A 26,799-nucleotide genomic window follows, 5' to 3' on the forward strand; every position below is an offset into this window, starting at 1 on the left:
CGGTCCACCGGCTGACACGACGGCCATGACGCCGACTGCTACGACTGCAACGACTGCTACGACTGCCACGGCGAAGGGCCCCGGACGCGGTGACGTCCGGGGCCCTTCGCCGGGTTCGTGGCCGCGTCAGTCGACGGCGGTCCCCTCGAGCTCGACCAGCTGGCCGGGGATCGCCAGCCGTGTCACCCCGAGCATCGTGGTGGCCGGCGCGACCCCGGCGGCGCCCAACCGCGATGCCAGCACGCCGTAGTGCGGGAACAGCGCATCGACGTCGGTGGTGTAGACGTTGAGCCGGACCAGGTTCGCGAGGGACATGCCGGCCTCACCGAGCACGGCCTCGAGGTTGTCGAGGCTCAGCGCCAACTGTGCGGCCATGTCACCGTCGTGCTGCGGCTTGCCCTCACTGCTCATCGCGGTCTGTCCGGAGCAGTACAGGGTCCGGGTGTGCCCGGAGACGATCTCACCCTGGTGGAATCCCATCTCCACGGACCAGGTCACCGGGTTGACTGCCGTTCTTTCCACTGCCACATCAGCTCCAGGCGATTCGTCGGTAGTACGGACGAGCCTCGCAACAAAACATGACACCCTTGGTCAGGTAATCGATAAGGTCCTCGTATGCGCGCCGATCGGCTCGTCTCGCTCGTGCTGCTGCTGCGTCAGCGCGGTCGGCTGACCGCGGACACTCTGGCCCGCGAGCTCGAGGTGTCCACCCGTACCGTGCTGCGCGACATCGAGGCGCTGTCCGCGGCCGGTGTCCCGGTCTACGCCGAACGCGGCCGACACGGCGGGTTCGCGTTGTTGCCGGGTTTCCGGACCGAGCTCACCGGACTGAACCAGGACGAGGCCCTTGCCCTGCTGACCGCCGGATCGGGACGCGGCGAGCAGGCGTTCGGCCTCGGCTCGGCGCTCGCTTCGGCCATGCGCAAGGTGGTTGACGCGCTACCCGAGAACCATCAGGCCACCGCGGGCGACGCGGCCCGGCGATTTCTCGTCGAGCCGGAGACGGACCTGCTCTCACGCCGGCCGGCCACGCAGGAGGTGCCCGGTACGACGATGACCGAGATCCGCCGCGCGGTGCTCGCCGGCCACAAACTGCGCATCCACTACACGGCCACGGACCAGCCACCGCGGTGGCGCACGGTGGACCCGATCGGCCTGGTGACGGTGCGCGACCGCGGATACCTGCTGGCCACGAGATCCGGCGCGGACCGCACCTACCGGCTGTCACGGGTACTGGCCGCCGAGGAACTCCCCGAACCGGCCCAGCGACCGAACGCGGTTGACCTGGACCGGGTCTGGCGGGAACGCTGCGCGAGGTTTCTGTCCGGCGGCCACATCGCCGTACTGGTACGAGTGAACCCCGAGCGGCGCGAGGAACTGCTGAACACGGTGGTGGCCGTCCGCGCCGCGGAACCCGACGCAGACGGCTGGCTCCGGCTGGAGGTGACGTTCCAGGACCTACGACACGCCGAGTGGGCGCTGTGGCAGCTCAGCACGGACGCGGAAGCCTTGGCCCCCACGTCACTGCGCACCGCCCTGCACAACCGCGCCGCGGAGATCGCCACCCGCTACGAGGCCACGGTCCCCGACAAGTCGCTGTGACCCGCACCGCGGAAACAAGCGCTGTGGCCATGCGCTGTGGTGGACGCGTACCCCTACGGGCCGGTGGTCGCGTACGGCGGGAAGGGGACGGGTCGGGGGTGTCCGCCCGCAGTGGCCGGCGTCAACGCGCGGCGCCTCCTGGCCTGAGTCCAGCCGCCGGTCCGAGGACGGACACCCCCCGGCCCGGCCTCGACGCACAACCCACCCGCAGGCGCTACGCGCACCCCCACCGGACAGCAACAGGCCGCCGCAGGCATCACACCCGCACCCCCACCGAACACCAGCAGGCCGCCGCAGGCACCCCCGCCCAACCGCCGGAGGCACACGCACACCCTCAACGCCCCAGCGCCGCCAGTTCCTTCGCCGCCTCCGTCAGGTCCTTGGCCGTGTCGATGGCGCGCCAGTACGCCCCCTGCGGAATCGGGAACCCGGCCAGCCGGCGCTCTCGAGCGAGATGGGGGAACGTCGTGCGCTCGTGGTCGCCGCGTTCGGGCAGGAGCGAGGCGAACTCGGGGGAGAAGACGTAGACACCCGCGTTGATCTCGAAGGTCGACGGCGGCGCCTCGATGAAGTCGGTGATGTGCCCGAAGCCGTCCGTCTTCACCGCACCCCACGGGATACGCGGACGGGCCAGCGCCAGCGTCGCGACGGCGTCGCGCTCGGTGTGGAAGTCCGCCATGTCCCGCAGCGAGAACCGCGTCCAGATGTCCCCGTTGGTGGCGTACCAGGGCCGGTCGGGATGCGGCAGATGCGCGGCCGCGTACTTCAGACCACCGCCCCTGCCGAGCGGCTCCGTCTCGACGACGGTGGTCACCCGCACCGGCAGCTCGGCCGACTTCAGCCAGTCCTGCAGCACCTCGGCGAGATGACCGCAACTGACCACTACATCCGTCACACCCTCCTCGGCGAGCCAGGCAAGCTGATGGCCGATGATCGGCGTCCCCGTACCGGGAATCTCGACCATCGGCTTGGGCCGGTCGTCGGTGTACGGACGCAGCCGGGACCCCTGGCCCCCGGCCAGGACGACGGCTTGAACGGGGCGGGACGCGGCATTCGGATCAGTCATGCCCGAACTGTACGCGGCGCCCCGCTCGCGGCATTCTCCGGCAACCGGTTCTTAATCAGCCGTTACCGTCCGCAACAGGAGTGTTCGGCTCAGGGACCGTTCAGCTGTGCGCCGCCGCCACGCCGGAGGCGAACGCCGTGTCGCAGACGGGCCGGGCGTACGACTGCGCCCGAGACGGACCGTACACCCGCACCGCGGCGCGCCCGAGCGCACGGGCGATCGAGGCGCAGTGCCGGGCCAGCGAGGGACGCTCGTGGACGGCCTGCTGGAGGTGGGTCAGGGCGACGCCCGGGTTCTCCTCCTGCAGCTCGGTCAGGAGTTTGTCGCGCAGCACGTCCTGCGGGGCGCGCGGGGCGGCGTTCTTCCCGTTACCCGCGTTCGTGACGTCGGTCGCGGTGAGCACCGAGTCCGAGGGGTTCCCCGACCAGTTGACCCGGGTGACCGCGAGGGTCCCGGAGAGCACCAGGACGACGGGCAGGACGAGGGCGAGAGTGCGGCCGAGCTGGCGGGCGGGGCCCCGGTGGCCGCGTCGTGTCTGTTGGGTGGTGGAGTGCTTCACGCGAGTGAGGGTAGCGTTTAGTACTGATATGGCGACATTTGGTCACCGGTTCGGGGGACGAAGTGATGCTCTCCCCTGAACGGCGCGTTGACGTACAGCGCTCGAAATGAACCGATCTGCCGGGGTATTTGTCGACAACGAGAAGGGCCCCGCAGCACTCTGCGGGGCCCTCTTCGTCAACCTGGGTGAATTACCCGGGTTGTACTGCCTCGACGGTCTCAGTCGGAGAGCCGCTCACCCGTGGAGGTGGAGAACACGTGGGTCTCGCCGGAGCGCGGGACGACGTGCAGCGTGCTGCCCTTCTCCGGGACGTCACGGCCGCTGACGCGGACGACGAGGTCCTTGGAGTCGTCGCCGCCGACCTTGGCGGTGCCGTAGACGTATGCGTCGGCGCCCAGCTCCTCCACCACGTTCACGGTGACCGCGAGACCCTGGTCGGAGTCCGAGCCGGCCACGTCGAAGTGCTCCGGACGGACACCCACGGTGACGGTCTTGTCGGTGGCGGCGGCGAGCGCCTCGCGGTCCACCGGCACGACCGAGTTGCCGAACTTCACGCCGCCGTCGGTGATCGGGACCTCGACCAGGTTCATGGCCGGGGAGCCGATGAAGCCGGCGACGAAGAGGTTGGCCGGGCGGTCGTACATGTTGCGCGGGGTGTCGACCTGCTGCAGCAGACCGTCCTTGAGGACCGCCACGCGGTCGCCCATCGTCATGGCCTCGACCTGGTCGTGGGTGACGTAGACGGTGGTGATGCCGAGACGGCGCTGCAGCGACGCGATCTGCGTACGGGTCGACACACGGAGCTTGGCGTCCAGGTTGGACAGCGGCTCGTCCATGAGGAAGACCTGCGGCTCACGCACGATGGCGCGACCCATGGCGACACGCTGACGCTGACCACCGGAGAGCGCCTTCGGCTTGCGGTCCAGGTACTCGGTGAGGTCGAGGATCTTCGCGGCCTCCTCGACCTTCTTGCGGATCTCCGCCTTGTTGACGCCGGCGATCTTGAGCGCGAAGCCCATGTTGTCGGCGACGGTCATGTGCGGGTACAGCGCGTAGTTCTGGAACACCATGGCGATGTCCCGGTCCTTCGGCGGCAGGTGCGTGACGTCGCGGTCACCGATGCGGATGGCGCCGCCGTTGACGTCCTCGAGCCCCGCCAGCATGCGGAGCGAGGTGGACTTGCCGCAGCCGGACGGGCCGACCAATACGAGGAATTCCCCGTCCTCGATGTGGATGTCGAGCGCGTCAACGGCGGGCTTCTCGGTGCCCGGGTAGATCCGGGTCGCCTTGTCGAACGAGACAGTGGCCATGGTGAATGGGCCCCCTTCTACCGGCAGGAACGTGCCGGACGATCCGTTGTAGGAAGGTGGTTGGTTTAGTCCACATGTGCGGACTGGCTCTGGACGGTACCCGGCGTTCGCCTGATCTGTCAGTACCTGGGGGCATGTGAACTTCGCGGAAATTTTCGACAGGGCCCACTCGGAACCTGGGTACACTGCACGGGCGCGTGCGTCTCGGGTGCGCGCAGGCCTCCTTAGCTCAGCTGGTCCAGAGCGGCTGTCTTGTAAACAGCAGGTCGTCGGTTCGAATCCGACAGGGGGCTCCGACGGCATCAACAATCCGTGACAGGGCTCCGGCACGCATCCAAGTGCGCCGGAGCCCTCTGCGCTTGAGGCGTACTCAGCACTCTTGGTAATCCCCCGCACACCCATCTCCCCCCTGGGACACGGGATATGCACCGGTATGGAACCTGTTGGCTACTGCTAGTGTTCGTGCAGTCACAGTAGGCAACCAGCCTCAATGCATAGGTAATGAAAACCGAGGGTTCCATGCGCAAGCTTCACCAGGTCATGATCGTCGCAGCGGCGGCCGGCAGCCTGTCCGCCATCGGTGCCGGTACCGGTGTCGCCTACGAGGTCAAGCCGACCTCGACCGACCTCTACCGCCCCTACCAGGAGTGCAGCCCGCAGACGGTGGCTAGTGGCGACCTCCCGATCGCCGTGCTCGGACTCGCCGAGACCTTCGACACCACCTGCGGTCAGTTCAACAACGCCTTCACTGGCTGAGGTCGGCGGCACGGTCGTGCGCGACGCCTTCCGCGGGCCCCTTCGGGGTCATCCCCCGAGGGGGCCCGCTCGCGTCCGCGATCGCTGAACTCCGGCGCGTCGACGAGTCGTTGCGGCGGCCGCCCCGGCGGTGTCGTGTGCGGCGCGGGCGAGGCGCGCGACCCGAACCTCGAAGCCCAGGTCAGTCCTTCACTTCGTAAGCGAAACGGCCCCCGAACACCCCGGACATGGGTGGCAACGCCGGGGTCCGTATCTCCGACATCCCGGGGCCCGGCGCCGCGGTTCGCGGCGCATGGCGCCCGGGCACCCCTCACAAAGGAGACGCAACACATGTTCAACGGAAAGAAGATCGCGGCCGTCTCGGGGCTTCTTGGCGGCCTCGCCATGACCTGGATCGGCGTCACGCCGGCCCACGCCGCGGCGAACCCGGGCGCCTGTGCGCCCGACAACCAGGGCAACATCGTGTGCACCCAGCGGATCGTGGGCGAGATCCCCGAGGGCGGCGAATTCACCGTCCGCCGGTCGGTGACCTGTCAGCCGACGGAGCCCGTGACCCTGCCTGCCGCGGGCCTGCTGAACAGCGGGACCACGCGGATCGGCCCCCACATCACCTGCAGCGACATGCAGCGGCCCACGATGCCCGCGCCGGTGGCCAACTCCAACACCAACGACGGCAGCGACGCCGGTCACCTCGGCGCTCTCGCGCGCATCATCGGCGGCCCCGGGGCGTAACCGCACACGCCTCCCCACCTCTCAAACAGCGGATGGCCGGACCGGGTTGACCGGGTCCGGCCATCCGCTGTTTCCGTGTGCGCGGGGTTCGGCAAACGGGTGACCGCCGACGCCCGCCCGTGACTCGCCCTCGGGGAAGCGTCGTTGCTCTCACGGAAGACCCCCTCCATTCCCTTCACGTCCATGGCGAGCCGGGCGAAAGGGCTCCTTGTCATGGGCCGACACGACACAGAGAAGGGTTAAAGATCCCAAATTGCTACGGATTACGTGTATATGCTCACACTAAGTAGTCAAGCCAGGGCTTCGTGCCCGGGAAGAAAGGGTCAAACTATGCGCAGGTTTCAGCGCGTTGCGGTCGTAGCTGCTGCGGTCGCGGGTCTGTCCGCCTTCGGTGGTTCCGCGTTCGCTCACGAGGACGGCTGGGACGGTCAGAACGTGACCGCCGTGGCCACCTCGACGGCCAACGCCGTGGGTACGTGGGGCGTTCCGTCCGACAAGGCGCACGCCGCTCCGACGCAGGCCACGCAGGCCGCGCCGGCCGCTGCCCCCGCCGCCGCGCCCGCCGCCGCGCCGGCGGCCGCTCCGGAGGCCGCCCCCAAGACCGTGGCGCCGGAGTACGGCTACGGCGAGTACTCCGCTCCTATCGCTGCCCAGTAATAAAAGCACCGAGGACTCGATGCGCGAGTTTCAGGGCACTGCGGTTGTCGTCGTGACGGCCGCGGGGCGGACGGCTCCGTACTCCGCGCCACGGTCGGCCCCATAGGGCGTTTCTCACGACAGGCGCATCGATGTCCATCGGACCCCTTAGCAAATGCAGCCCGGACGCGCGGCAGAACCCCTCAGGGTGCGCGGCCGGGCTGCAGCAGTGCCGTCGCCGGACGAAGAGCACACGTCGGGCGGCGTATTCCGTATTTCGAGATTTCTGGAAGGGCTCGGGCGGGCGCCGGTTGTCGGCGCGGTCGCCCGGGCCTCGATTGCAAAGGAACGAAGTACATGATCGGTCGACAGAAGATCGCCACGGTCTCGGGGCTCCTCGGTGCGCTCGCCGTGCTCTACGGCGGTGCCGCGCCGGCGTACGCCGCTGACGACCCCAAGGGCGAGTGCAAGATCACCGCGCAGGGGGACGTCGTCTGCATCAAGAAGAAGGAGACGATCCGCAAGGGCAAGCGCACGTACGTCGTGAAGCAGACGCAGGACTGCCTGGTGGCCGAGCGGCCGCGCTTCACGTTCCACGACGGGCACATGCTGAACGACGACGGGTCCGTGCACTCCGGTCCGGTGGTGGAGTGCTCCAACAAGGCCAAGCTGCCCAAGGGGTTCAAGGGGTTCAAGGTGCCCAAGTTCAAGTTCTGAGAAGCGGACGGGGAATGCCGGACCGGGATTCACTCCGGTCCGGCATTTCTGCTTCTCCCGGAGCGGAAGTCGCCCGGCAAAAGCCAGGTGCCCCGGTCCGGGACCGGGGCACCTGGCGGGATGAGGCTGTGGCTTACTTGCCGCCGACCTCGTTGTTGCAGCCCATGGACGAGCCCAGGCCGGTCTCCTGCGCGCCCGGGTTGCCCTCGCCGTTCAGCAGGTTGCCACCCAGGCCGTTGGCGATGCCGACCTGGCCGAGAACGTCGACGTTGGCGTCGTGCGACTTGCAGGAGGTGCTCTGCAGGACGCTGAAGGAGGAGCCACCGTGGCCGCGGCTCTTCTTGTGCCAGCCGCCCTGGTCGGCGTGGGCAGCGCCGGTGGCCAGGATTCCGATGCTCCCGAGGGCGGCGACCACGACGGCGGCCTTACGGAGCTTGTGCATGTTCTTCTCCGGTGGAGTGAAGAGGGTGCGATCCATAATGGATCGACTTCGAACAGTTACAGAGGCTAATAGGAAGTATTCGAAATTAATCAGCGGCACGCCGAATTCGGGGAAGTCTCACCGCCTTGGCCGATATCCGGTAAATACCGCGCGTCGCTCTTGTGCCCCGGGACAAAAAGATGTCCCGGTACCGGGCTTCGAGTCCGGTACCGGGACTTTTCCTGCGGTCGGCCGGCTAGGCGGCCGTCAGGCGCTTAGAAAGCGCTGTTGTTGCAGCCCATCGTCGAGCCGAGGTGGGTGTCCTGCCCACCGGCGTTGCCCTCGCCGTTGAGCGCGTTGCCCAGCAGGCCGTTGAGGATGCCGACCTGGCCGAGGACGTCGACGTTCAGGTCGTGCGACTTGCAGGAGGAGCTCTGCAGGACGCTGAACTTGCCGCCGTCCTTGCCGCCCTTGCCGTCGAGGCCCTGGGCGGTGGCGGTGCCGGCACCCAGAAGGCTGACGCTGCCGAGGGCGACGACCAGGACGGCAGCCTTGCGAAGCTTGTGCATGTCATCTCCGGTGGAGTGAGGTTGGGTGCGATCTGTAAGAGATCGACTTCGTACAGTTACGGGAGATTAATAGGAACTATCCGATATGTCTGAGCGGCACGCCGGGATTCCTGATCTCGTATCAAAAGCACCCGGAAGTCGCATCGCACCATGCGAAAGTGCTGGTCACGGCCGCTCGTCGCGGGCTGTGACCAGCACTTTCGGCGTGGTTGGCGGGCCTAGCTGGTGGCGCGGGCGTGGGCCGCGGCGTTCGCCTGGCTGTTGGCCTGGTCGCAGTCGACGCCGGTGGCCTCGGCGGCGGCGAGGGCGGCGACCGGGACGTTCGCGTTCAGCAGGGACTGCGGGCTGCACTCCTGGGACGGGCGGAACAGGTTGGACTGGCTGAGCGGGCCCTCGCCGGAGGCGGGCTGGGGGGAGATCTGCGGGCTGATCTGCGGGCTCAGCTGCGGGCTGACCTGCGGGCTGACCTCGGCGCCGCGCTGCGGGGCCGCGGGGCGCGGCGCGTAGTTCGGGTTGCCGGGGGTCTGCACGCTGGCCTGCGAGCGGGTCCAGGTGTGGGCCTGGGCGTCCTGCTGCCCCACGGGTGCCGGGGTCGTGCCCCGGTATGCGACGGGGGAGTCGGCGGCGCTGGGGCCGGCGCCGATGGCTGACAGACCACTGGCTGCTGCGACGACGAGCGCGACCTGCTGAAGCTTGCGCATGGAACTCGGCCCTTCATTGACCTGTGCATGGAACGTACGGAAGTGCTGTGAGCCATTGCTCTGACCCGTGGGGAACGATTCGGGCGCAGGGCCGGTCACGTGCGTCGGAGTGTGCTCACCCATTTGCCAGAGGTGTTAATCATCAACGATGAGAAGTGTGGTCCCCGTGCTTGTTCCTTGACGGGGTGAATAGTCCGCAGAGCCGTTTATCTGATCGATGGCAATTGAGTGACGGACTATTCCGTCCCGTGACCTGGCCCAGAAATTGTCGTTGCCAGCGGAGAGAGGGCAGCGATCAGGAGTCAGAGAGGGGCAACGGGATCCGCTGCCGGCTCCAGCGTGAAGTCCACACGACAGCTCAGGCATTACCCCTGTAAGGGCGCAGTACGAATATCAGACTGAGCGCACGCAAGACTGCACTGAATACAACGGATTCCCTGCACAGGTAATGAAGGGCCGAGGGTTCCATGCGCAAGCTTCACAAGGCCGCGCTCGTCGTAGCGGCGGCCGGCGGATTGACCGCCATCGGCGCCGGCGTCAGCGAGGCGGCCGAATATCCCTATGGGTACGGCGCTCCGGCGCCCGCTCCCGAGTACCCGGCCCAGTACGCGGCCCCGGCGCCTCCCCCCTACTACGCGCCGCCCCAGTACGCGGCCCCGGCGCCCGCTCCGCACTACGCGCCGCCCCAGTACGGCCCGCCGCCCGCCCCCCACTACTACCCGGCGCCTCAGCAGGCGGTCGCGGAAGCCCGTTCGACCGGCGTCGCCCAGTCCTCCGCGCCGCACCCCCACCCCCAGCCGGCGCCTCACTACGCGCCCCCGGCTCCGGCCCCGGCGCCGCGCTACGAGCCCCCGGCGCCCGCTCCGGCTCCTGCCCCTGCGCCTGCCCCTGCTCCCGCCCCGCAGCCGCAGAGCGGCTACGCCTCCGCCTCGGCGTCGTCGGGTGGTGCGGCGGAGGCCTCCAACGGGCCGCGGCCCGCTCCCCAGCAGTCGGTGCCCCAGGTCGTGCCGCAGGTCACCCCGCAGACGGCGCCGCAGGTCATGCCGCAGGTCGCCCCGCAGGTCCACGCGCCGCAGGTGTTCAACCCCGAGCCCCCGCCGCGGGTCGCCCCGCAGGTGAACCCGCAGGTGAACCCCCAGGTGAACCCGCTCATCAACCCGCTGGTCCCGACGGCCGGCGCGCCGCAGGTGCCGGGGCTCGGCCTCGGCCAGGTCCAGGCGCCCCCCGTCGGCCAGTTGGGTCTGCCGCGGCTCGGCTGAGCTGCCTTCCGTAGTTGTCCACCGTTCCAACTCGATCTGCTGCACAGCACATCCGCTCGACCAACGGAGAAGAAATGCGCAAGCTTCACAAGGTCGCCCTCGTGGGCGCCGTCCTCGGCAGTGTCGCGCCCTTCGGCGTCGGCACCGCCGTCGCCCACGGCGAGGCGGGAGCCCACGACCTCGACATCTCGCAGGGCATCGAGTGCCGCTCGCACGATATGAACATCGATGTCCTCGGCAGTGTCGGCGCCCTCAACAGCCTGCTGGCGAACGCGCTCAACGGCGAGGGCAACCCGGGCGCGCAGTCCACGCACCTCGGCTCCGACATGGGCTGCAACAGCCAGGCGCTCAACTAGAGCGTGTGAAGCGTTCGGTCCAACGCCCGCTCCAGCACGGGGCGGGCGTTGGACTGTCGGGCGCGCCATGTACGTTGAGTGAAGGTTCGTAACCCTGCGTGTAGGGTGATCTCGTTTACCAGGAAGGGTGGGCGACCGGTCTCATGAGACTCTCCTGTGCCGACGAGATGCTGTTGCTCAACGGGTGCCCGGGTGTCATCGGCCTGGCTGCGGTCTTCTCCGGTGGGCAACCGGATGTGGATCAGGTGCGGGCGCGGGTCGCCGAGCGGTGGACGGGCCTGGAGCGGATGAACTGTGTGCTCGACCGCCCCCCGGGCGGCGCGGCGCGCCGGGGTCCGTTCCGGCGGCGGCGCGTGCGGTGGGTCGTGCCGGGACCGTTCGATCCCGCCGTGCATGTCACCGTGGCCCGGGGCAAGTTGGACGACCTGTGGACGCGCAGCGTGGACCGGCCGCTCACCGGCGCGGTCCCGCCCTGGCGGCTCTTCGTGGTCCCCGACACGGCGTACGGCGGCGGGTTCGCCCTGGCCCTCGTCGCCCAGCACGTGCTGCTGGACGGACGTTCCCTGGCGACGCTGATGCGCGCGTTGACGGACAGCCCCGTCGCGGCGCGGGAGTCGGCGCGGTCGGTGCCGCTCACCCGCACGGGGCTGCGCGCCGCGAGCCGGGAGCTCAGGGCGATGGCGGCCGTGGGGCAGGCCCTTCCGATGCGGTCGCCGCAGGAGACGCATCCCTCGGTCGCGGTGAGTGAACTGCCCGCGCACCTGGTCCGCTCCGCACGCCGGCAGCCCGCCGACGGCCGGGGCGCGACGCTGAACGAGCTGCTGGTCGGTGCGGTGGCCGGGGCGCTGCGGGCCAGGTACGGCCCGGTGCGCGGATGGCGGCAGCGCGATGAACCCGCGTACACGGCCGTACCGTGCGACCTGCGCACCCGGGCGAATCCGCGGGAACTCGGCAACACGCTCACGGTCGTTCGGGTGCCGTTGCCCGTCGACGTGGACGGTTCCGTGGCGCGGCTGCGGGCGTGTCAGGCCGCGCTGGCGAGGGTTCCCGAGCGGGCCGCGGTACACGCCGGGGTGCTGTTTCCCGCCGCGGAGGCGGTTCGGCGGACGGGGCCGTGGGTGACCGGGCTCCTGACGGACCGCGGTCGCCGCTCCTGTTTCGCGGCGACCGCGACCACAGCCATGAAGTGGCCCGGCGGACCGAGCACCTTCGAGGGACGCCGGCTCGTGCGCACCGTCGGGCTGCCGCCGCTGCAGCACCCGGGCACCGTCAGCTTCGCCCTGGCCCAGGCGGGGGACGCGTTCACCCTCACCGCGGTGTGCAACCTGCGCCCGGACGACGCGAGACGACTCGCCGACGCGGTCGTCACGGAGTTCGAGACATGGGCTCGGATGGCGACGCCGTCGGCGTGAGTCAGCCCTGACGGCACCAGGAGATGGAGGCAGTTGCATGGATGTGGAACACGGCGACGTATGGGAAGCGCTGCGCCCGCTCTGCGCGCGCGTGATGTCGGTGCCGCCGGAGGCGGTCGTGCCGCAGGCCCGGCTGGTCGCCGACCTGGGAGCCGACAGCCTGGACATCACCGAACTGGAGGCGGCGTCGGAGGAGTTGTTCGGGGTGTCCCTGCGGGGCACCGACAAGTCCGGGGTGTCCACCGTGGGTGACGTCGCCGACCTCATCGTGAGCCTGCGCGTCCCGCCCGCCCAGACCCCCGCCGCCCGGTGACCCGCCGACCCGCTGTCGCCGTCACGGGCCTGGGTGTCCGCTGCGCCGCCGGAGCGACTCCGGCGGCGCTGTGGGAGAGCCTCGTACAGGGCCGTACGGCGACGACGCTGCACACCTTCGACGACGAGGGCACCGTCGTGTACCCGGCGTGTCCGATGCCCGACTTCGACCCGGCCGGCTACCTGTCGCCCAAGGAGGTGCGGCGGGCCGACCGGTCGGTGCAGCTGGCGGTGTGCGCGGCCGTGGACGCCGTGGCGGACGCCGGGGGACTGGAGGTCGAGCCCGGTCGGCGGGCGGTGGTCACCGGGACCGGGTACGGCGGGGTGATCAGCCAGGAGAACGGCATCGGGCGTCCCGACGTGCTGTACGCGCCCCGGCTGATGCACAACGCGGGCGCCTACTGGATCAGTGCCCGGCTCGGTATCACCGGCCCCAGCCTGACCGTCTCCACCGCGTGCGCCTCCGGGACACACGCGGTGGGGGAGGCGATGCAGATGATCCGCGCGGGGTGCGCGGACGTGGTCGTGGCGGGCGGCCATGACAGCCCGCTGACTCCGACGACCGCGCTGGCCTTCGGGCGGGCCGGCGCTATGGTCACCGAGTGCGCGGATCCCGCCGCCGCGTCACGGCCGTTCGACATCGGGCGGCAGGGCTTCGTCCTCGCCGAAGGGGCGGCCTTCCTGGTGCTGGAGCGGCTGGACCTCGCGCGCGAGCGCGGGGCGCGGATCTACGCCACGCTGACCGGGTACGGCCGTACGTCCGACGCCCACCACCTCACCGCACCGCATCCCGACGGTGCCGGTGCGCGGGCGTGCATGGAGCAGGCGCTCGCCGACGCCGGGACGACCGCGGAGGCCGTCACGCATGTCAACGCGCACGGCACCGGCACCGAGCTGAACGACATCGCGGAGGCGCAGGCCATCGCCGCCCTGTTCGGCCCGCGCCGGGTGCCCGTGACCGCGCCCAAGGCGGTGACCGGGCACGGGCTGGGGCTGGCGGGGGCGCTGGAGGCCGTGATCACCGCCTTGTCGGTGCGGGAGGGGCTGGCGCCGCCGACCGCGTGCCTCACGCGGCTGGACCCGCGATGCGAGCTGGACGTGGTCACCGGCGAACCGCGCAAGATCCCCAACGGTCCGGTGATCAGCAACAGTTTCGCCTTCGGCGGCCACAACGCCTGTGTCGTCCTCGATTCGCCGCACGGCTGATCAGCGGAGGGTTCGTCCCATGAGACTGACCGCCATCGAAGAGGGGCACGTGCGCAACGGGCTTCCCGGGACGATCGGCATCGCCGGGGTGTTCCGGGGAAGGCCGTTCGAGCCGGACGAGGTCCGGTCCCGGGTCCGGGAACGGTGGGGCGGGCTGGAGCGGATGAGCCGCGTCCTGCTGCCCCCGGCGCGGTCCGCGGCGTTGTCGGGGCACCGATGGGCGGCGGCCCGGTCGTTCGATCCCGGCGCGTATGTCACCACCACGGACCAGGAACTCGAATCGCTGCTGGCCGACGCGGTCAGCCACCCGGTGCCCGTCGAACGGCCCCTGTGGCGGCTGCTGGTGACGCGACCCGCGACCGAGGCGGACGAGCAGGCTGTCGTACTGCTCGCCGATCACGCGCTGCTGGACGGCAGATCCCTGGAGACCCTCTTCCGGCTGCTGATGGACGGCGCCGAACCGCCGGCCGCGGCACTCCCTGCCGCCGCGCCGCGACCGCGCCCGCCCCTGCGTCCCGCCACCGTGGGCCGCGAGTTGCGCCGCATCGGGGCCGTCGGCCAACCCCTCCCTACGGCCTCTCCCGGTGAACCGCGGCCGTCGGTCGCCGTGGTCGCGCTGGACCCGCAGGTGATGCGCGCCGCGCGCCGTCAGCCGGCCGGCGGGCGGGGAGCGACCCTCAACGAGTTGTTGCTGAGCACGTACGCCGGAGCGCTCCGTGCCTGCTACGGTCCCCTGCGCTCCTGGCCCAGGGGGTCGACCCCCTTCCTCGCCACGGTGCCGGTCGACCTGCGCACCCGGCACGACGCACAGCGGCTCGGCAACGGCGTCACCGCGCTGCGCATCCCGCTGCCCGTCGACGTCGACTCGCCGGTGGCCCGCCTCCAGGCGTGCCAGGACCTGGTCGCGGCGTTCCCCCACCGCCTCGACGCCCACCACGCGATCCTTCCCGCGCTGCAGGCGGCCGCGCGTGCCGTGCCGTTGCTGGCCGGGGTCATGGCCAGGAACCTGGCCCGCCCCGAGGCCACCACGAGCCTGTGCACCGCCTTCAAGTGGCGGGACCACCCCAGCCATCTGCACGGTCGCCCCCTGTCGCGCATCGTCCCCCTGCCGCAGCTCTCCCCGCCGGGCACGGCGAACCTCTGCCTCGTCCACACCGCCGACGCCTACACGCTCACCGTCGTCGGCCACGCGCGCGCGGGGGACGCGGGGATCATCGGTGATGCCGTTGCCCGGGAACTGAAGGCGCTGGCGGCGTACGACGTTCCCGCCGCGCCTGCTGGACAGCCGTGCTGAGAGCCCTGGCCAGGGCGGGGCGCGTCAGCACGTCCGTGCTGTCGGCGAACTGGTCCACCGCCCCGACGGGCGGCAGGTCCTTGAGGGCCGGGTCGGTGATGCGGGCGGTCAGGGCCGCCGTGAAGCGGTCGGCGGGCAGGACCTGGAACGGGCGGGAATGGTACGCGCGCGTGGCCGGGGCGACGCGGTCGGTCAGGCGCAGCTGGTTGTGCTGGTGGGCGACGATCTCGTAGGCGTGGACGAGGCGCTGCTCGCGCGTGTGCCAGTCGGTGGCGGACAGGACGGCCGTCAGGACGGGGGACAGCCGGGGGCCGACGGCCGTGCGGCGAAAGCTCCCCCACTGCCCTAAAGGCGTGGGGGCACCCCCAGCCGAGCCATTTGCCGTACGGCGGGTAGCGGCGGTCCATCAGGAGGCACCTCCCGCGCGACGCGGTGCCACTGGCAGGCCAGGACGTACAGCCAGCTGTCGTGGGGGTGCCAGCGCAGCGCTCGGCGTAACGGCGTGAGGGTGTGCAGTCCGTCGTGGAAGACGGCGCCCGCGATGACCTCGGAGAGGAGCTGGGTGGGGGCGGCCAGCCAGTCGGCCGGGGTGATGTCCTGCCCGGGGTCGAAGCCGAGGGTGGCGGTGAACCGGGTGGAGGCGCTGGTCGCTTCGACGTGGTGGTCGGTCGGGTGGCCGAGGAAGGTCTTCGGGAGGTGCTCGGCGAGGATGTGTCTGATGCGGGCGGCGTGGCGGGGGACGTCGTGGCGGTGGAGGAAGACCTGGAGGCGCGGGCCCCATTCGTGGTCGGCGGAGTGCGGGGTGTCGTGGCCGAGGACCTCGGAGCCGCTGCCTGTCCGGGCCGCGGAGTGCGGGACTCCCGGTGCGGCCTCCTCCAGTAACGGGCGTACGGCGTCGGTGGAGAAGCGGCGGGAGAGTTCGAGGCCGGGGACGAAGTCGGGCTCAGGGCCGGCGGAGTTCGGGTGGCGCGTATTCGCGGGGCTCATGCCGGCAAGCCGTGCCCATTTCGGTGAGGGGTCGTGCGAACTCCGTTCACGCTGTTGCCCGTTGGGGACGGTCAGGCAGCCTGCCCGCCGCCGCCCAGCCACGCCAGCGCGTCGTCCGTCAGCCGGTACATCGTCCACTCGTCCTGCGGGCGGGCGCCGAGCGCCTCGTAGAAGGCGATGGAGGGGGCGTTCCAGCTCTGTACGCACCACTCCAGGCGCTGGTAGCCGCGCTCCACGCACAGCCGGGCCAGTTCGGTGAGCAGGGCCTTGCCGTGGCCGGCGCCGCGGGCGGTGGGGCGGACGTAGAGGTCCTCCAGGTAGATGCCGTGGACGCCGCGCCAGGTGGAGAAGCTGAGGAACCAGACCGCGTAGCCGACGGTCTCGCCGGTCTCGTCGTCGGCCGCGACGTGGGCGTGGGCGGCGGGGTGGTCGCCGAAGAGGGCGTCGTGGAGCTGCTCCTTGGTGGCCCTCGCCTCCTCCAGCGCCTTCTCGTACTCGGCGAGTTCGCGGATGAGGGTGTGGATGACGGGGACGTCGGCGGGGGTCGCGGGTCGGATCATGGGCGCAGGTTAGTCGGCGCGTGCTCTGAGCTGCCGGGCGATTTCCAGTTGTTCCTCCTCCAGTGGGCGCCCGTCCTCGATCTCCCACAGGCAGTTCTGCAGGACACGGCCGAGGGACCAGGCGCGGGCGCGGCCCCGGTCGAGGTCCAGGACGTCGGTCATCGCGTCGAAGCGCCAGTGGACCTCGTCGGCGTCGAAGCGGTTCCACAGGGCCGGCAGCAGGTCGAAGGCGGGGTCGCCGGCCAGGGGCTTGGGGTCGATGGCGAGCCACGGGGACCGCTCGGAGGCGAGGACGTTCGCGTAGTGCAGGTCCCAGTGCAGCAGGCGGTCGCCGGGTTCGGCGACCACTTCGCGTACGGCGGCGGCGCAGTCGGCGACGAGACGGCGCTCCTCGGGGTCCGGGATGTGCTCCAGGGCCTCGGGGGTCTCGTCGAGCATGGCCTGGGCGATGTCCCCGAGCCGCCGCATGCCGCTCGGTGCCGGTGCGGACGTCAGGTGGGCCAGCAGACGGGCGATGACGAGGACGGCCTCGCGGGAGTCCGGGACGTGGGACAGCATCCGGGTCGGGTCGAGGCGTTCCAGGAGCATCGTGCCGGTGGCCGCGTCGTGGTCGAGGAGCCGTACCGCCCCGTCGCCGTCCCAGGCGCGCAGGGCGACCGGTTCGCCCTCGCTCTCCTCGTCGAGGACTTGCAGCTTGAGGACGGCCGGGGCGCCGTCCGGGCGGAGCACGGGGAGGATCAGGGCGGAGACTCCGTGCATCGGACGTCCGTCGACCGTGAGCTGCCAGCGGTCGAGGAAGCCGGCGGTCAGGCCCGGGAGTCCGGCGATGAAGGCGCGGCCCGCCTCCCCGTTGTACTTCTGCTGTGATGCGGCCAGCTCCTGCGGAATGTCGATCACCTTGTGACCGTACCGGGGTGGGGGAATCGGCTCACCCGAATTACCGTCCTCGCATGAGCAGCTCGGTCAGTGGTGCCGTGAACGGCGGCATCTCCTTCTGGTACGCGGACGACGGCCTCCCCGAGGTGCGCGAGCCGCTGGCGGGGGACGCCTCCGCGGACGTGGTGATCGTGGGTGGCGGGTACACGGGACTGTGGACCGCGTACTACCTGAAGAAGGCGGTCCCCTTCCTCCGTATCACCGTCCTCGAGCAGAAGTTCTGCGGCTACGGCGCTTCGGGGCGCAACGGCGGCTGGCTGTACAACGGCATCGCGGGTCGTGACCGGTACGCCAAGCTGCACGGCCACGAGGCCGCCGTACGGCTGCAGCGGGCCATGAACGACACGGTGGACGAGGTCATCAGGGTCGCCCAGGACGAGGGCTTCGACGCCGGCGTCCACAAGGGAGGCGTCCTCGAAGTCGCCCGTACGCCCGCGCAGTGGGCGCGGCTGAAGGACTTCCACGAGCACGAGGTGTCGTACGGCGAGAAGGACCGTGTGCTGTACGGCGCCCGGGAGACCGCCGAGCGGATCCGGGTGGCCGACGCGGTCGGTTCGACCTGGACGCCGCATGGCGCGCGCGTGCACCCCGTGCAGCTGGTCAAGGGCCTCGCGGCGGCAGTCGAGGCGCTGGGCGTGACCATCCACGAGCTGACGCCGGTGACGGAGATCCGGCCCAAGCACGCCGTCACGCCGTACGGCACCGTCCGCGCGCCCTATGTCCTGCGCTGCACCGAGGGCTTCACCGCCGCCCTGAAGGGCCAGAAGCGGACCTGGCTGCCCATGAACTCCTCGATGATCGCCACCGAGCCGCTGACGGACGAGCAGTGGGCGGCGATCGGCTGGGACGGCCGCGAGACGCTCGGGGACATGGCGCACGCCTACATGTACGCGCAGCGCACCTCCGACGGGCGGATCGCGCTGGGCGGGCGCGGGGTGCCGTACCGCTTCGGGTCGCGCACCGACAACGACGGGCGCACGCAGCCCGCGACCGTCGAGGCGCTGCGGGAGATCCTCGCCGACTTCTTCCCGGCGCTGGCCGGGGTGCGGGTCGAGCACGCCTGGTCGGGCGTGCTGGGCGTGCCGCGCGACTGGTGTGCGACGGTGACGCTGGACCGGTCGACCGGGCTCGGCTGGGCGGGCGGCTACGTCGGTTCGGGCGTGGCCACGGCGAATCTGGCGGCCAGGACCCTGCGCGACCTGGTGCAGCAGGACTCCGGGCAGGGCGGGCGCACCGAGCTGACCGACCTGCCGTGGGTCGGCCACAAGGTGCGCAAGTGGGAGCCGGAGCCGCTGCGCTGGCTCGGGGTGCACGGGCTGTACGCCACCTACCGGGCGGCGGACCGGCGCGAGCGGGCCACCAGCGGCGCCGAGGCCTCGAAACTGGCGCGGATCGCCGACCGGGTGGCCGGGCGGCACTGACGCCGTCACGGTGGGGGGAGGACTCCGATGGCGGTGGGCGAGGGGGTGAGGGGGCGAGGGGGCGAGGGGGCGGTGGGGCCTCTCCTCACGCGGTTCCGTGAGCCGAGGGCTCCAGCACCACCTTCCCCGTGGTTCCGCGTGTCTCCAGAGCGCGATGAGCTGCCGCCGCCTCGGCGAGCGGGAAGCGCTGCACGGCCGGGGTGAGGCGGCCCGCGGCGGCTTCGGCGAGGGCGCGCAGTTCCAGGGTGCGGATGGGGTTGGGGCCGCCGGCCCGCCGCATCATCGCCGCGCCGAGTACCTGCTCGGAGACGCCGTCGACGAGGTAGGGCTCGCCGTCGCGCAGGCCCGCGCCGGACCAGCCGAAGACGAGGTGCCGGCCGCCGGGGCCGAGCAGGGCGACGGACTCGCGGGCGACCTCGCCGCCGACGCCGTCGAAGACGACGGTGGCCGGCCGCCCGCCCAGGAAGGCGCGGACCTTCTCGGGCCACGCGGGATCCTTGTAGTCGACGGCCAGATCGGCGCCGTTCTCCCGCACCCGCGCGACCTTCTCGGGCCCGCCCGCGAGGCCGATGACGACGGCGCCGGCGTTCCTGGCGTACTGCACGAGCAGCGTGCCGATGCCACCGGCGGCCGCCGGGATCACGGCGACCGAGTCCGGGCCCAGCTCGGCGAACTGCAGGATCCCCATCGTCGTACGGCCCGTGCCGATCATGGCGACGGCCTCGGCGAAGTCGAGGTTCGCCGGGATCTCGTGGACGCGGTCGACGTCGGTGACGGCGAGCTCGGCGTAGCCGCCCGGCGCGAAGCCGAGGTGGGCTACGACGCGCTTGCCGAGCCAGAGCGCCGCCACGCCCTCGCCGAGGGACTCGACCACACCGGCGACCTCGCGGCCGGGGACGGTGGGCAGCGTGGGCGGCTGCGGTGCCGGGCCCTGGACGCCCTCGCGCAGGGAGGTGTCGAGGAGGTGGACACCGGCCGCCGCCACGGAGATGCGGACCTGGCCGGGGCCGGGTGCGGGATCGTCGACCTGTTCGTAGGTGAGGTTCTCGGCCGGGCCGAAGGTGTGCAGGCGGATGGCGTGCATGGGTCCCCCATCGTTGCGGACTCGTCTGGGTCAGGGCGTCGGCCCCGTCGCCGGAGGCGGCTGAACGATGCTGCGACCTCAAGCTTGCTTGAGGTCAAGGGGGTGCCGGCCGGCGGTGTGCTTGCCGAGGGCCAGGGAGACGGCCGTGAGCGCGCTGTTGAAGGAGACCTCGGACAGCACGCCCGGAGCGGCGACCTGGTCCCCCGCCAGATAGACGCCGTCGCCGCGGTCGACGGCCGGACGGTCCCGCCAACTCGTGCCGGGCAGGTCGACGGCACCGGTACGGCCGTTCGCGACGGACTCCCGCCGCCAGGTGACGCGTTCGCGCCAGCCGGGGAAGCCGAGGTCGAGCAACTGCTCGGCGCGGGCGACGCCGTCGGCCTTGGACTCGTGCGGGCCGATGGGGAGCTGACCCTGGATCAGCTGCTCGCCCGCCGGTGCCAGGGACCGGTCCTGCGCGGTGAACCGCTCCAGCCACCCGGTCGCGTCGAGATCGGACACGGCGAAGGCGTCCCCGCGCCGGGTGCGCACCGCCAGATCGACGAGCGTCGTACGGCCGCTGGTCCAGGTCAGGGAGTCGTCCTTGAGGAGGCGGCGGGCGGTGTCGAGGGAGGTGGCGACGACGACGGGCGTGTCGGTCGGGAGTTCGCCGACGCGGGACAGGGTCTCCATCCGCACCCCCAGGTTCCAGGCCCGGGCCGCCATCCGGTCGATCACGGTCGCCCAGCCGCCCCTCGGATAGTGCGCCTCAGGCGGCAGTTTGGTGGCCCGGCGCAGCCGCTCCTGCACGAACGCGGCGGACAGGGAGCCGGGGTCGTGGTGGAACAGGGCGACCGCGGAGTAGTGCGCGGCCGCCCGCGCGCCCTCCTCGCCGGCGATGCCGGTGGCCCAGGTCAGGAAGTCGATGTCGACGGGAGCCTGCGGCAGACCGCGCCGCAGCAGCTTGAGCATGGCGAAGGGCGGCGTACGGCGCAGCGCGCCACGGTGCCGCAGTCGCAGCCGGGCCGCCTCCAGGGGCGGTATCGGCGCGAGCGGCCCGATCAGGTCGCGCTGCTTGAGCCAGGCCCAGTGCGGGCCGCCGTTGTACAGGGCGTGCGGTCCCTCGTTGGTCCGGTACGGCCCCTCGGCGGTCCGTGCCCGCCCGCCGAGGGTGTGGTGGGCTTCGTACACGGTGACCTTGGCGCCCGCCTCGGCGGCGGTGATGGCCGCGGTGAGTCCGGCGAAGCCGCCGCCGATGACGGTGATGCGGTGCATGGCTGGGGGTCTCCCTCTTGCTCGGGGATTGGTCGGGCTTGCTCGGGTCGCGATTCCCGCCTTCTTCGTGAGTACGACGGTCCGAGGCCCCCGGAATGTGACATCGGCGGCGTTCTCGCAGGTCGCGGGGATTGTCAGTGGCGGGGTGCAGCATGGGGGCATGGCGAGGAGAGCGATGGGTGAGGGCGGCAGTGCGGGCCGGGGTGCCGGCGCCGGACGGACCGGTGTGCGGGGGGCGCGGCGGCCCGAGGTGCGGCTGCCGCCGCTGGAGCCGTACCGGGACGGGCGGTTGGAGCCGGACGGGGACTACGACAGCCTGGAGTTCCGCGCGGAGGACCTCACCGGGCAGGACGGCTCGGGCGCCCGGTTCATGGACTGCGCGCTGCGGGGCTGCGCCCTGGACGAGACGGGACTGCGGCACGCCCGGATCCTGGACTCCGTCCTGACGGCGCCACGGGGCGTCGGCACCGACCTCGCCGAGTCGACCCTGCGTGATGTGGAACTGGTGGACGCCCGGCTGGGCGGGGTGCAGCTGCACGGCGCCGTCCTGGAGCGGGTCCTGATCCGGGGCGGCAAGATCGACTACCTGAACCTGCGCAAGTCCAAGCTGAGAGACGTCGTCTTCGAGGGCTGCGTCCTGGTCGAGCCGGACTTCGGGGGCGCCCGCCTGGAGCGGGTGGAGTTCGTGGACTGCGCGCTCAAGGCGGCCGACCTGAGTGGGGTGACGCTGACGGACGTGGATCTGCGGGGGGCGGCCGAGCTGGACATCGCGCGGGGCGTGGAGCGGCTCGCGGGGGCGGTGATCAGTCCGGCACAACTGCTGGATCTGGCACCGGCGCTGGCGGCGGAGATGGGGGTGCGGGTGGAGGCGGCCGGTGAGGCCGGCGGTGCGGTCGGCGGCCAGGTCGGCCGGTGATCGGCACCCCAACGGGTCCGGTATGATTGATGCAGAGCTGCTCGCCAGAACTCCTGGCGGTCGGTGATGCGTTGGTGGTCCAAGGAAAGACGTCCCGCTTCCTGCGGGGAGATGCAGGTGCAAGGCCTGCCCGGCGCTCGGATCAGGAGCCCCATCCCGAAGTCGTACGGGATGGGGCTCCTTCGTTGTCTGGCCGTGCGCTCGGGGTGCCTGGTCAGAGCTCCGCCGGTACCCGCCGGTCCACGCCGACAAGTGGGCGGAGCCCTGTCCCGGAGCTACGGCACCCGGGGAAAGCGTGCCTGGAGGGTCCAGATCGCCGGGTTCTCGCCCAGGTCCTCGTGCAGGTCGATCAGGTCGGCGAGCAGGTCGTGCAGGAAGTCGCGGGCCTCACGGCGCAGTTCGGCGTGCGAGAAGGTCAGCGGGGGTTCCTCGGCAGGCATCCAGTCCGCCTCGATGTCCACCCAGCCGAAGCGGCGCTCGAAGAGCATGCGGTCCGTGGACTCGGTGAAGTCCAGTTCGGCCCGCTGCGGGCGGGAGGCGCGGGAGCCGGCCGGGTCGCGGTCCAGTCGCTCGGCGATGTCGCACAGGGCCCAGGCGAAGTCGAGCACCGGCACCCATCCCCAGGCTGTGGACAGCTCCCGGTCGGCCTTGGTGTCGGCGAGGTAGACGTCGCCGCAGAACAGGTCGCGGCGCAGCGCACGGACGTCCGCGCGGCGGTAGTCCGTCTGCGGGGGGTCCGGGAAGCGGGTGGAGAGGGCGTAGCCGATGTCGAGCACGGAGGTGATGGTGTCACGGCTCGCGCTCATAGGATCACTGACGTGTCCCGTTCTGAGTCCGTTGTCCCGGCCGCCCGGAAGTTCACGGCCGTCGGCTGTGCCCTGCTCGCCCTCGCCCTGACCGCATGCGACGGCGGTGTCCGGGGCACGCCCGGCGGCTCAGGTGTACGCGACCCGTACTTCCCCAAGGCGGGCAACGGCGGCTACGAGGTCACCCACTACGCCCTGGACCTCGCGTACGACCCCGACGACCGCCGCCTCGCCGGTACGGCGGAGATCACCGCACGCGCCACCCAGGACCTCTCCGCCTTCGACCTCGACCTGAAGGGCATGGACGTCGAGCGGGTCACCGTGGAGGGCGAGCGCGCCCGCTGGAGCCGCAACGGCCAGGAACTGGTCGTCCGCCCGCACGGCGACCTCGACAAGGGCGAGACCTTCCTGCTCACCGTCCGCTACTCCGGCACCCCGCAGACCCTCACCGACCCCGACGGCTCCGAGGAGGGCTGGCTTCCCGACGACGACGGCGGGGGCGCGCTCGCGCTCGGCGAGCCGACGGGGTCCATGGCGTGGTTCCCCGGCAACCACCACCCGTCCGACAAGGCGTCGTACGACCTCGCGGTCACCGTGCCGGAGGGACTGGAGGCCGTCTCCAACGGTGAGTTGACCAACCGGACGACCAGCGGCGGCCGCACGACGTTCCGTTGGCACACCGCCGAGCCCATGGCGAGCTATCTCGCCACCCTCGCCATCGGCGACTACGACATCAGCCGCGCCACGGTCCCCGGCGCGGCCGGCGGCGAACTGCCCGTCTACACCGCCGTGGTGCCCTCCGAGAACGGCCCCGCCCGTGCGGCCCTCGCCCGGATCCCCGAGGTCATGGAGTGGGCCGAGTACAACTTCGGTCCCTACCCCTTCTCCTCCACCGGTGCGATCGTGGCCCGCAAGCACGCCTCCCGTTACGCCCTGGAGACCCAGAACCGGCCCGTCTTCCCCGGCGCCCCCGGCATCGAACTGCTCGTCCACGAGATCGCCCACCAGTGGTTCGGCAACTCGGTGACGCCGAAGAGCTGGCGCGACATGTGGCTGAACGAGGGCTTCGCGACGTACGCCGAGTGGCTGTGGGAGGAGGACGAGGGCGGCGACAGCGCGCAGGAGACGTTTGACGCCCTGTACGACCACGGCGAGGACGAACACGAGGACCTCTGGGCCTTTCCGCCCGCCGAGCCCGCGGGCGCCGAGCAGATCTCCGCCGCGCCCGTCTACCAGCGTGGCGCGATGGTCATCCACAAGATCCGCCAGACCGTCGGCGACGACGCCTTCTACGACATCGTCCAGGGCTGGGCGAAGGCTCACCGCCACGGCAACGCGGACACCGACGACTTCACGGCGTACGTGGAGGAGAAGGCGCCGGACAAGGACTTCGCGCCGATCTGGCAGGACTGGCTGTACGGCGACGGGAAGCCCGGCCGGCCCTGACAGCCGGGTCCGGCCGCCAACGCCGGGAGCCCCCGGCCGCGGCACACCGCAGCCAGGGGCTCCCGCTCAGGGCACCTTCGGTCAGACGTTCACGCCGAAGTCCTGCGCGATGCCCACCAGGCCCGAGGCGTAGCCCTGGCCGACCGCGCGGAACTTCCACTCGGCGCCGTTGCGGTAGAGCTCGCCGAAGACCATGGCGGTCTCGGTGGCCGCGTCCTCCGACAGGTCGTAGCGGGCGATCTCGGCGCCGCCGGCCTGGTTGATGATGCGGATGTAGGCGTTGCGGACCTGGCCGAAGTTCTGCGAGCGCGACTCGGCGTCGTAGATGGAGACCGGGAAGACGATCTTGTCGATGTCGGCCGGGAGGGCGGCCAGGTTGACGTTGATCGCCTCGTCGTCGCCGGCGCCCTCGCCGGTGCGGTTGTCGCCGGTGTGGACGATCGTGTTGTCCGGCGTCTGCTTGTTGTTGAAGAAGACGAAGTGGGCGTCCGAGTAGACCTTGCCCTGCGCGTTCACGGCGATCGCGGAGGCGTCGAGGTCGAAGTCCGTGCCGGTGGTGGTGCGGACGTCCCAGCCGAGGCCCACGGTGACGGCGGTCAGGCCCGGAGCCTCCTTGGTGAGCGAGACGTTGCCACCCTTGGACAGGCTTACAGCCATTGTTGGGAGTCCCTTCCCTCGTTGCGGTACGGCTAGAAGCTACAGCTACCCCTACCAACGCGGAGAGGGGTACCGCAGGTTCCAGGTGTCTTTACTTTCTTTGCCAAAGAGCACCCTGAGGGACTCAGGCTCAGGTACTCAGGCGGGGCCCAGGGGATATTCGCGTGACGTGGACCGGACAGAGACGGGAACATGGAGGCATGTCCGGTCCATACGTCATCCGTGGCTCCGTCCCGCTTCCCGAGGCCGAGCTCATGTGGCGTTTCTCGCGCTCCGGCGGCCCGGGCGGCCAGCACGTCAACACCAGTGACTCGCAGGTCGAGCTGCGGTTCGACCTGGCGGGGACCGAGGCGCTGCCCGAGGTGTGGAAGCAGCGGGCGCTGCAGCGGCTGGCCGGGAGGCTGGTCGACGGTGTCGTCACCGTGCGCTCCTCCGAGCACCGCTCCCAGTGGCGCAACCGCGAGACCGCCGCCGTACGCCTCGCCGCGCTCCTCGCCGAGGCGACGGCCCCGCCGCCGAAGCCGCGCAAGGCCACCCGTATCCCCCGCGGGATCAACGAGCGGCGGCTGAGGGAGAAGAAGCAGCGCTCGGAGACCAAGCGCGGGCGGTCCGGGCGTGACTGGGGGTAAGCGGGACTGGGGGGAAGGGGCCGGACGCGGCGTCCACCCCGCCGCCGTCACATCCGTGTCGCGTGATCCGTCAGACAACTGACGACGGACCGCGACGAGAGGCTGCGACAGATGAGCGCCGACGGCACCCACGGCACCCCCCGCACCCACAGCACCCATGACCCCCACTTCCTCGCCCAGCGTTTCGAGGCGCACCGGGGTCAGCTGCGTGCCGTGGCGCACCGCATGCTGGGTTCGACCGCCGAGGCCGAGGACGCCGTGCAGGAGGCCTGGTTCCGGGTGAGCCGCTCCGACACCACCCGGGTCGACAACCTCGGCGGCTGGCTGACGACCGTCGTCGGCCGGGTCTGCCTGGACATGCTGCGCTCCCGCAGGTCCCGCGCCGAGGAGCCCCTGGACGCCGCCGCGCCGCCGCCCGCCGCGCCCACGGCCCTCGCCTCCACGACCGTGCCCGACCCCGAACAGGACGTCCTCCTCGCCGACTCGGTCGGCGTCGCCCTGCTCGTCGTACTGGACACCCTGACGCCCGCCGAGCGGCTGGCGTTCGTGCTGCACGACCTGTTCGGGGTGTCGTACGACGAGGTGGCGGCCGTCGTGGACCGTACGCCGACGGCCGCGCGGCAGCTCGCCAGCCGGGCCCGGCGCCGGGTTCAGGGCGTCGACGCGTCCGAGGCCGGACCGGCCGGGCAGCGCAGGCAGCGGGAGGTCGTCGACGCCTTCCTCGCGGCCGCGCGGGAGGGGGACTTCGAGGGGCTCCTCGATGTCCTCGACCCGGACGTCGTCGCGCGCACCGAGGTCGCGGTGACCACGGGCGCGGCGGCGGTGGCGCGGGGCGCGGCGACCTTCGGTCCCCTCGGCGGGGCCGGGCGGGCCGCGCTGGTCGACGGCGTGCCGGGGCTCGTGGTGCTCGCCGAGGGGCGAGTGGTACGGGCGCTGAGGTTTGCGTTCGTACGGGATCGGATCGCCGTGATCGACATCGTGACGGACCCCGGGCGGGTGTCCCGGCTGGACATCGGGCCGGTTTAGCCGACCGTGCGTCCGACGGCTCGGTGCGAGCGGTTCGGTCCGGTCGGCCGGCCGGTGCGGCGCGGTGCGACCGGCCCGGTCCGTGCAACGGCCGGTGCGGTGCGACCGGCCCGGCCAGATGCCTCGGTCCGGCGGCTCCGTCCGGCCGTTCGGTCCGGCGGATCCGGTC

The 26,799-nt window shown here is 71.3% G+C and carries 30 protein-coding genes and 1 tRNA gene; 17 read left to right on the plus strand and 14 right to left on the minus strand.

Annotated elements, in window-relative coordinates; genetic code table 11:
• Positions 1-126 precede the first annotated feature (126 nt).
• Complete coding sequence (locus tag ACIBAG_RS04495) at positions 127-522, minus strand: RidA family protein (protein ID WP_399101927.1); 396 nt, start codon at positions 520-522, stop codon at positions 127-129.
• A 93-nt stretch (positions 523-615) separates the two neighbouring features.
• On the opposite strand from ACIBAG_RS04495, the gene ACIBAG_RS04500 reads away from it, so the two are divergent.
• Complete coding sequence (locus ACIBAG_RS04500; protein WP_399100882.1) at positions 616-1,602, plus strand: helix-turn-helix transcriptional regulator; 987 nt, start codon at positions 616-618, stop codon at positions 1,600-1,602.
• Positions 1,603-1,936: 334 nt separating this feature from the next.
• Here the strand turns inward: ACIBAG_RS04500 and ACIBAG_RS04505 are convergent, their stop codons facing one another.
• From ACIBAG_RS04505 to ACIBAG_RS04515, 3 genes are all read right to left on the minus strand, one after another.
• Positions 1,937-2,668: an NDP-sugar synthase gene (locus tag ACIBAG_RS04505; RefSeq protein WP_399100884.1), complete on the minus strand. Its 732-nt coding sequence runs from the start codon at positions 2,666-2,668 to the stop codon at positions 1,937-1,939.
• Between the two features lie 100 nt (positions 2,669-2,768).
• A complete protein-coding gene (locus ACIBAG_RS04510; RefSeq protein ID WP_399100886.1) occupies positions 2,769-3,227 on the minus strand; it encodes a hypothetical protein in 459 nt (152 codons plus the stop codon).
• A gap of 218 nt (positions 3,228-3,445) precedes the next feature.
• The gene (locus tag ACIBAG_RS04515) at positions 3,446-4,537 is read right to left on the minus strand and encodes an ABC transporter ATP-binding protein (RefSeq protein WP_399100888.1); all 1,092 of its coding nucleotides are present in this window, start codon (positions 4,535-4,537) and stop codon (positions 3,446-3,448) included.
• 218 nt (positions 4,538-4,755) lie between these two features.
• Here ACIBAG_RS04515 and ACIBAG_RS04520 point away from each other — a divergent pair.
• From ACIBAG_RS04520 to ACIBAG_RS04540, 5 genes are all read left to right on the plus strand, one after another.
• A tRNA-Thr gene (locus ACIBAG_RS04520) sits at positions 4,756-4,830 on the plus strand.
• 226 nt (positions 4,831-5,056) lie between these two features.
• Complete coding sequence (locus ACIBAG_RS04525; RefSeq protein WP_031478984.1) at positions 5,057-5,293, plus strand: hypothetical protein; 237 nt, start codon at positions 5,057-5,059, stop codon at positions 5,291-5,293.
• Positions 5,294-5,623: 330 nt separating this feature from the next.
• Complete coding sequence (locus ACIBAG_RS04530; RefSeq protein WP_399100891.1) at positions 5,624-6,025, plus strand: hypothetical protein; 402 nt, start codon at positions 5,624-5,626, stop codon at positions 6,023-6,025.
• A 330-nt stretch (positions 6,026-6,355) separates the two neighbouring features.
• Positions 6,356-6,682: a hypothetical protein gene (locus ACIBAG_RS04535; protein WP_399100893.1), complete on the plus strand. Its 327-nt coding sequence runs from the start codon at positions 6,356-6,358 to the stop codon at positions 6,680-6,682.
• 336 nt (positions 6,683-7,018) lie between these two features.
• Positions 7,019-7,378, plus strand: a complete 360-nt coding sequence (locus ACIBAG_RS04540) for a hypothetical protein (RefSeq protein ID WP_399100895.1) — start codon at positions 7,019-7,021, stop codon at positions 7,376-7,378.
• Positions 7,379-7,511: 133 nt separating this feature from the next.
• Here the strand turns inward: ACIBAG_RS04540 and ACIBAG_RS04545 are convergent, their stop codons facing one another.
• From ACIBAG_RS04545 to ACIBAG_RS04555, 3 genes are all read right to left on the minus strand, one after another.
• The gene (locus ACIBAG_RS04545; RefSeq protein WP_399100897.1) at positions 7,512-7,820 is read right to left on the minus strand and encodes a hypothetical protein; all 309 of its coding nucleotides are present in this window, start codon (positions 7,818-7,820) and stop codon (positions 7,512-7,514) included.
• Between the two features lie 254 nt (positions 7,821-8,074).
• Positions 8,075-8,368, minus strand: coding sequence for a hypothetical protein (locus ACIBAG_RS04550; protein WP_031478973.1), 294 nt, complete (start codon positions 8,366-8,368; stop codon positions 8,075-8,077).
• Between the two features lie 218 nt (positions 8,369-8,586).
• Complete coding sequence (locus ACIBAG_RS04555) at positions 8,587-9,069, minus strand: hypothetical protein (protein WP_399100899.1); 483 nt, start codon at positions 9,067-9,069, stop codon at positions 8,587-8,589.
• Between the two features lie 467 nt (positions 9,070-9,536).
• Here ACIBAG_RS04555 and ACIBAG_RS04560 point away from each other — a divergent pair, with 467 nt between their 5' ends.
• The 6 genes from ACIBAG_RS04560 to ACIBAG_RS04585 all read left to right on the plus strand — a co-directional run bounded on the left by ACIBAG_RS04560 (position 9,537) and on the right by ACIBAG_RS04585 (position 14,908).
• Positions 9,537-10,328: a hypothetical protein gene (locus ACIBAG_RS04560; protein ID WP_399100901.1), complete on the plus strand. Its 792-nt coding sequence runs from the start codon at positions 9,537-9,539 to the stop codon at positions 10,326-10,328.
• Positions 10,329-10,402: 74 nt separating this feature from the next.
• Entirely contained in the window at positions 10,403-10,684 is a 282-nt protein-coding gene (locus ACIBAG_RS04565; protein WP_031478968.1) for a hypothetical protein, read from the plus strand.
• Between the two features lie 143 nt (positions 10,685-10,827).
• Positions 10,828-12,096 carry a WS/DGAT domain-containing protein gene (locus ACIBAG_RS04570; RefSeq protein WP_399100904.1) on the plus strand — a complete coding sequence of 423 codons (1,269 nt, stop codon included), beginning with the start codon at positions 10,828-10,830 and terminating at the stop codon, positions 12,094-12,096.
• Between the two features lie 37 nt (positions 12,097-12,133).
• Positions 12,134-12,409: an acyl carrier protein gene (locus ACIBAG_RS04575; RefSeq protein ID WP_031478964.1), complete on the plus strand. Its 276-nt coding sequence runs from the start codon at positions 12,134-12,136 to the stop codon at positions 12,407-12,409.
• A complete protein-coding gene (locus tag ACIBAG_RS04580) occupies positions 12,406-13,614 on the plus strand; it encodes a beta-ketoacyl-[acyl-carrier-protein] synthase family protein (protein WP_399100907.1) in 1,209 nt (402 codons plus the stop codon). The genes ACIBAG_RS04575 and ACIBAG_RS04580 overlap by 4 nt, the downstream gene beginning before the upstream one ends.
• A gap of 19 nt (positions 13,615-13,633) precedes the next feature.
• On the plus strand, positions 13,634-14,908 hold the full coding sequence (locus tag ACIBAG_RS04585; protein ID WP_399100909.1) for a wax ester/triacylglycerol synthase domain-containing protein: 1,275 nt from the start codon (positions 13,634-13,636) through the stop codon (positions 14,906-14,908).
• Positions 14,909-15,253: 345 nt separating this feature from the next.
• Here the strand turns inward: ACIBAG_RS04585 and ACIBAG_RS04590 are convergent, their stop codons facing one another.
• The 3 genes from ACIBAG_RS04590 to ACIBAG_RS04600 all read right to left on the minus strand — a co-directional run bounded on the left by ACIBAG_RS04590 (position 15,254) and on the right by ACIBAG_RS04600 (position 17,379).
• Positions 15,254-15,895 (minus strand): DUF4037 domain-containing protein, encoded by a 642-nt coding sequence (locus ACIBAG_RS04590; RefSeq protein WP_399100911.1) that lies wholly within the window; start codon positions 15,893-15,895, stop codon positions 15,254-15,256.
• 71 nt (positions 15,896-15,966) lie between these two features.
• Positions 15,967-16,455: a GNAT family N-acetyltransferase gene (locus tag ACIBAG_RS04595; protein WP_399100913.1), complete on the minus strand. Its 489-nt coding sequence runs from the start codon at positions 16,453-16,455 to the stop codon at positions 15,967-15,969.
• 9 nt (positions 16,456-16,464) lie between these two features.
• Entirely contained in the window at positions 16,465-17,379 is a 915-nt protein-coding gene (locus tag ACIBAG_RS04600; protein ID WP_399101930.1) for an aminoglycoside phosphotransferase family protein, read from the minus strand.
• A gap of 26 nt (positions 17,380-17,405) precedes the next feature.
• Between ACIBAG_RS04600 and ACIBAG_RS04605 the strand changes: the two genes are divergently transcribed.
• A complete protein-coding gene (locus ACIBAG_RS04605) occupies positions 17,406-18,812 on the plus strand; it encodes an NAD(P)/FAD-dependent oxidoreductase (protein ID WP_399100915.1) in 1,407 nt (468 codons plus the stop codon).
• A gap of 85 nt (positions 18,813-18,897) precedes the next feature.
• On the opposite strand, the gene ACIBAG_RS04610 is transcribed toward ACIBAG_RS04605, so the two are convergent.
• Positions 18,898-19,896, minus strand: a complete 999-nt coding sequence (locus ACIBAG_RS04610; RefSeq protein WP_399100917.1) for a zinc-binding dehydrogenase — start codon at positions 19,894-19,896, stop codon at positions 18,898-18,900.
• Between the two features lie 78 nt (positions 19,897-19,974).
• A complete protein-coding gene (locus tag ACIBAG_RS04615; RefSeq protein ID WP_399100919.1) occupies positions 19,975-21,150 on the minus strand; it encodes an NAD(P)-binding protein in 1,176 nt (391 codons plus the stop codon).
• A 160-nt stretch (positions 21,151-21,310) separates the two neighbouring features.
• On the opposite strand from ACIBAG_RS04615, the gene ACIBAG_RS04620 reads away from it, so the two are divergent.
• The gene (locus ACIBAG_RS04620; RefSeq protein ID WP_399100921.1) at positions 21,311-22,066 is read left to right on the plus strand and encodes a pentapeptide repeat-containing protein; all 756 of its coding nucleotides are present in this window, start codon (positions 21,311-21,313) and stop codon (positions 22,064-22,066) included.
• Between the two features lie 275 nt (positions 22,067-22,341).
• Here ACIBAG_RS04620 and ACIBAG_RS04625 read toward each other — a convergent pair whose 3' ends face one another.
• The gene (locus ACIBAG_RS04625) at positions 22,342-22,842 is read right to left on the minus strand and encodes a hypothetical protein (RefSeq protein WP_399101932.1); all 501 of its coding nucleotides are present in this window, start codon (positions 22,840-22,842) and stop codon (positions 22,342-22,344) included.
• A 42-nt stretch (positions 22,843-22,884) separates the two neighbouring features.
• Here ACIBAG_RS04625 and ACIBAG_RS04630 point away from each other — a divergent pair, with 42 nt between their 5' ends.
• Positions 22,885-24,318 carry a M1 family metallopeptidase gene (locus tag ACIBAG_RS04630; RefSeq protein ID WP_399100923.1) on the plus strand — a complete coding sequence of 478 codons (1,434 nt, stop codon included), beginning with the start codon at positions 22,885-22,887 and terminating at the stop codon, positions 24,316-24,318.
• An 81-nt stretch (positions 24,319-24,399) separates the two neighbouring features.
• Here the strand turns inward: ACIBAG_RS04630 and ACIBAG_RS04635 are convergent, their stop codons facing one another.
• A complete protein-coding gene (locus ACIBAG_RS04635) occupies positions 24,400-24,975 on the minus strand; it encodes a TerD family protein (RefSeq protein WP_399100925.1) in 576 nt (191 codons plus the stop codon).
• 200 nt (positions 24,976-25,175) lie between these two features.
• On the opposite strand from ACIBAG_RS04635, the gene arfB reads away from it, so the two are divergent.
• The gene (arfB, locus tag ACIBAG_RS04640; RefSeq protein ID WP_399100928.1) at positions 25,176-25,604 is read left to right on the plus strand and encodes an alternative ribosome rescue aminoacyl-tRNA hydrolase ArfB; all 429 of its coding nucleotides are present in this window, start codon (positions 25,176-25,178) and stop codon (positions 25,602-25,604) included.
• A 111-nt stretch (positions 25,605-25,715) separates the two neighbouring features.
• Positions 25,716-26,630 (plus strand): sigma-70 family RNA polymerase sigma factor, encoded by a 915-nt coding sequence (locus ACIBAG_RS04645; RefSeq protein WP_399100930.1) that lies wholly within the window; start codon positions 25,716-25,718, stop codon positions 26,628-26,630.
• The last annotated feature ends 169 nt before the right edge of the window (positions 26,631-26,799 follow it).

The sequence above is a fragment of the Streptomyces sp. NPDC051243 genome (assembly GCF_044455405.1).
Taxonomy (GTDB): Bacteria; Actinomycetota; Actinomycetes; order Streptomycetales; family Streptomycetaceae; genus Streptomyces.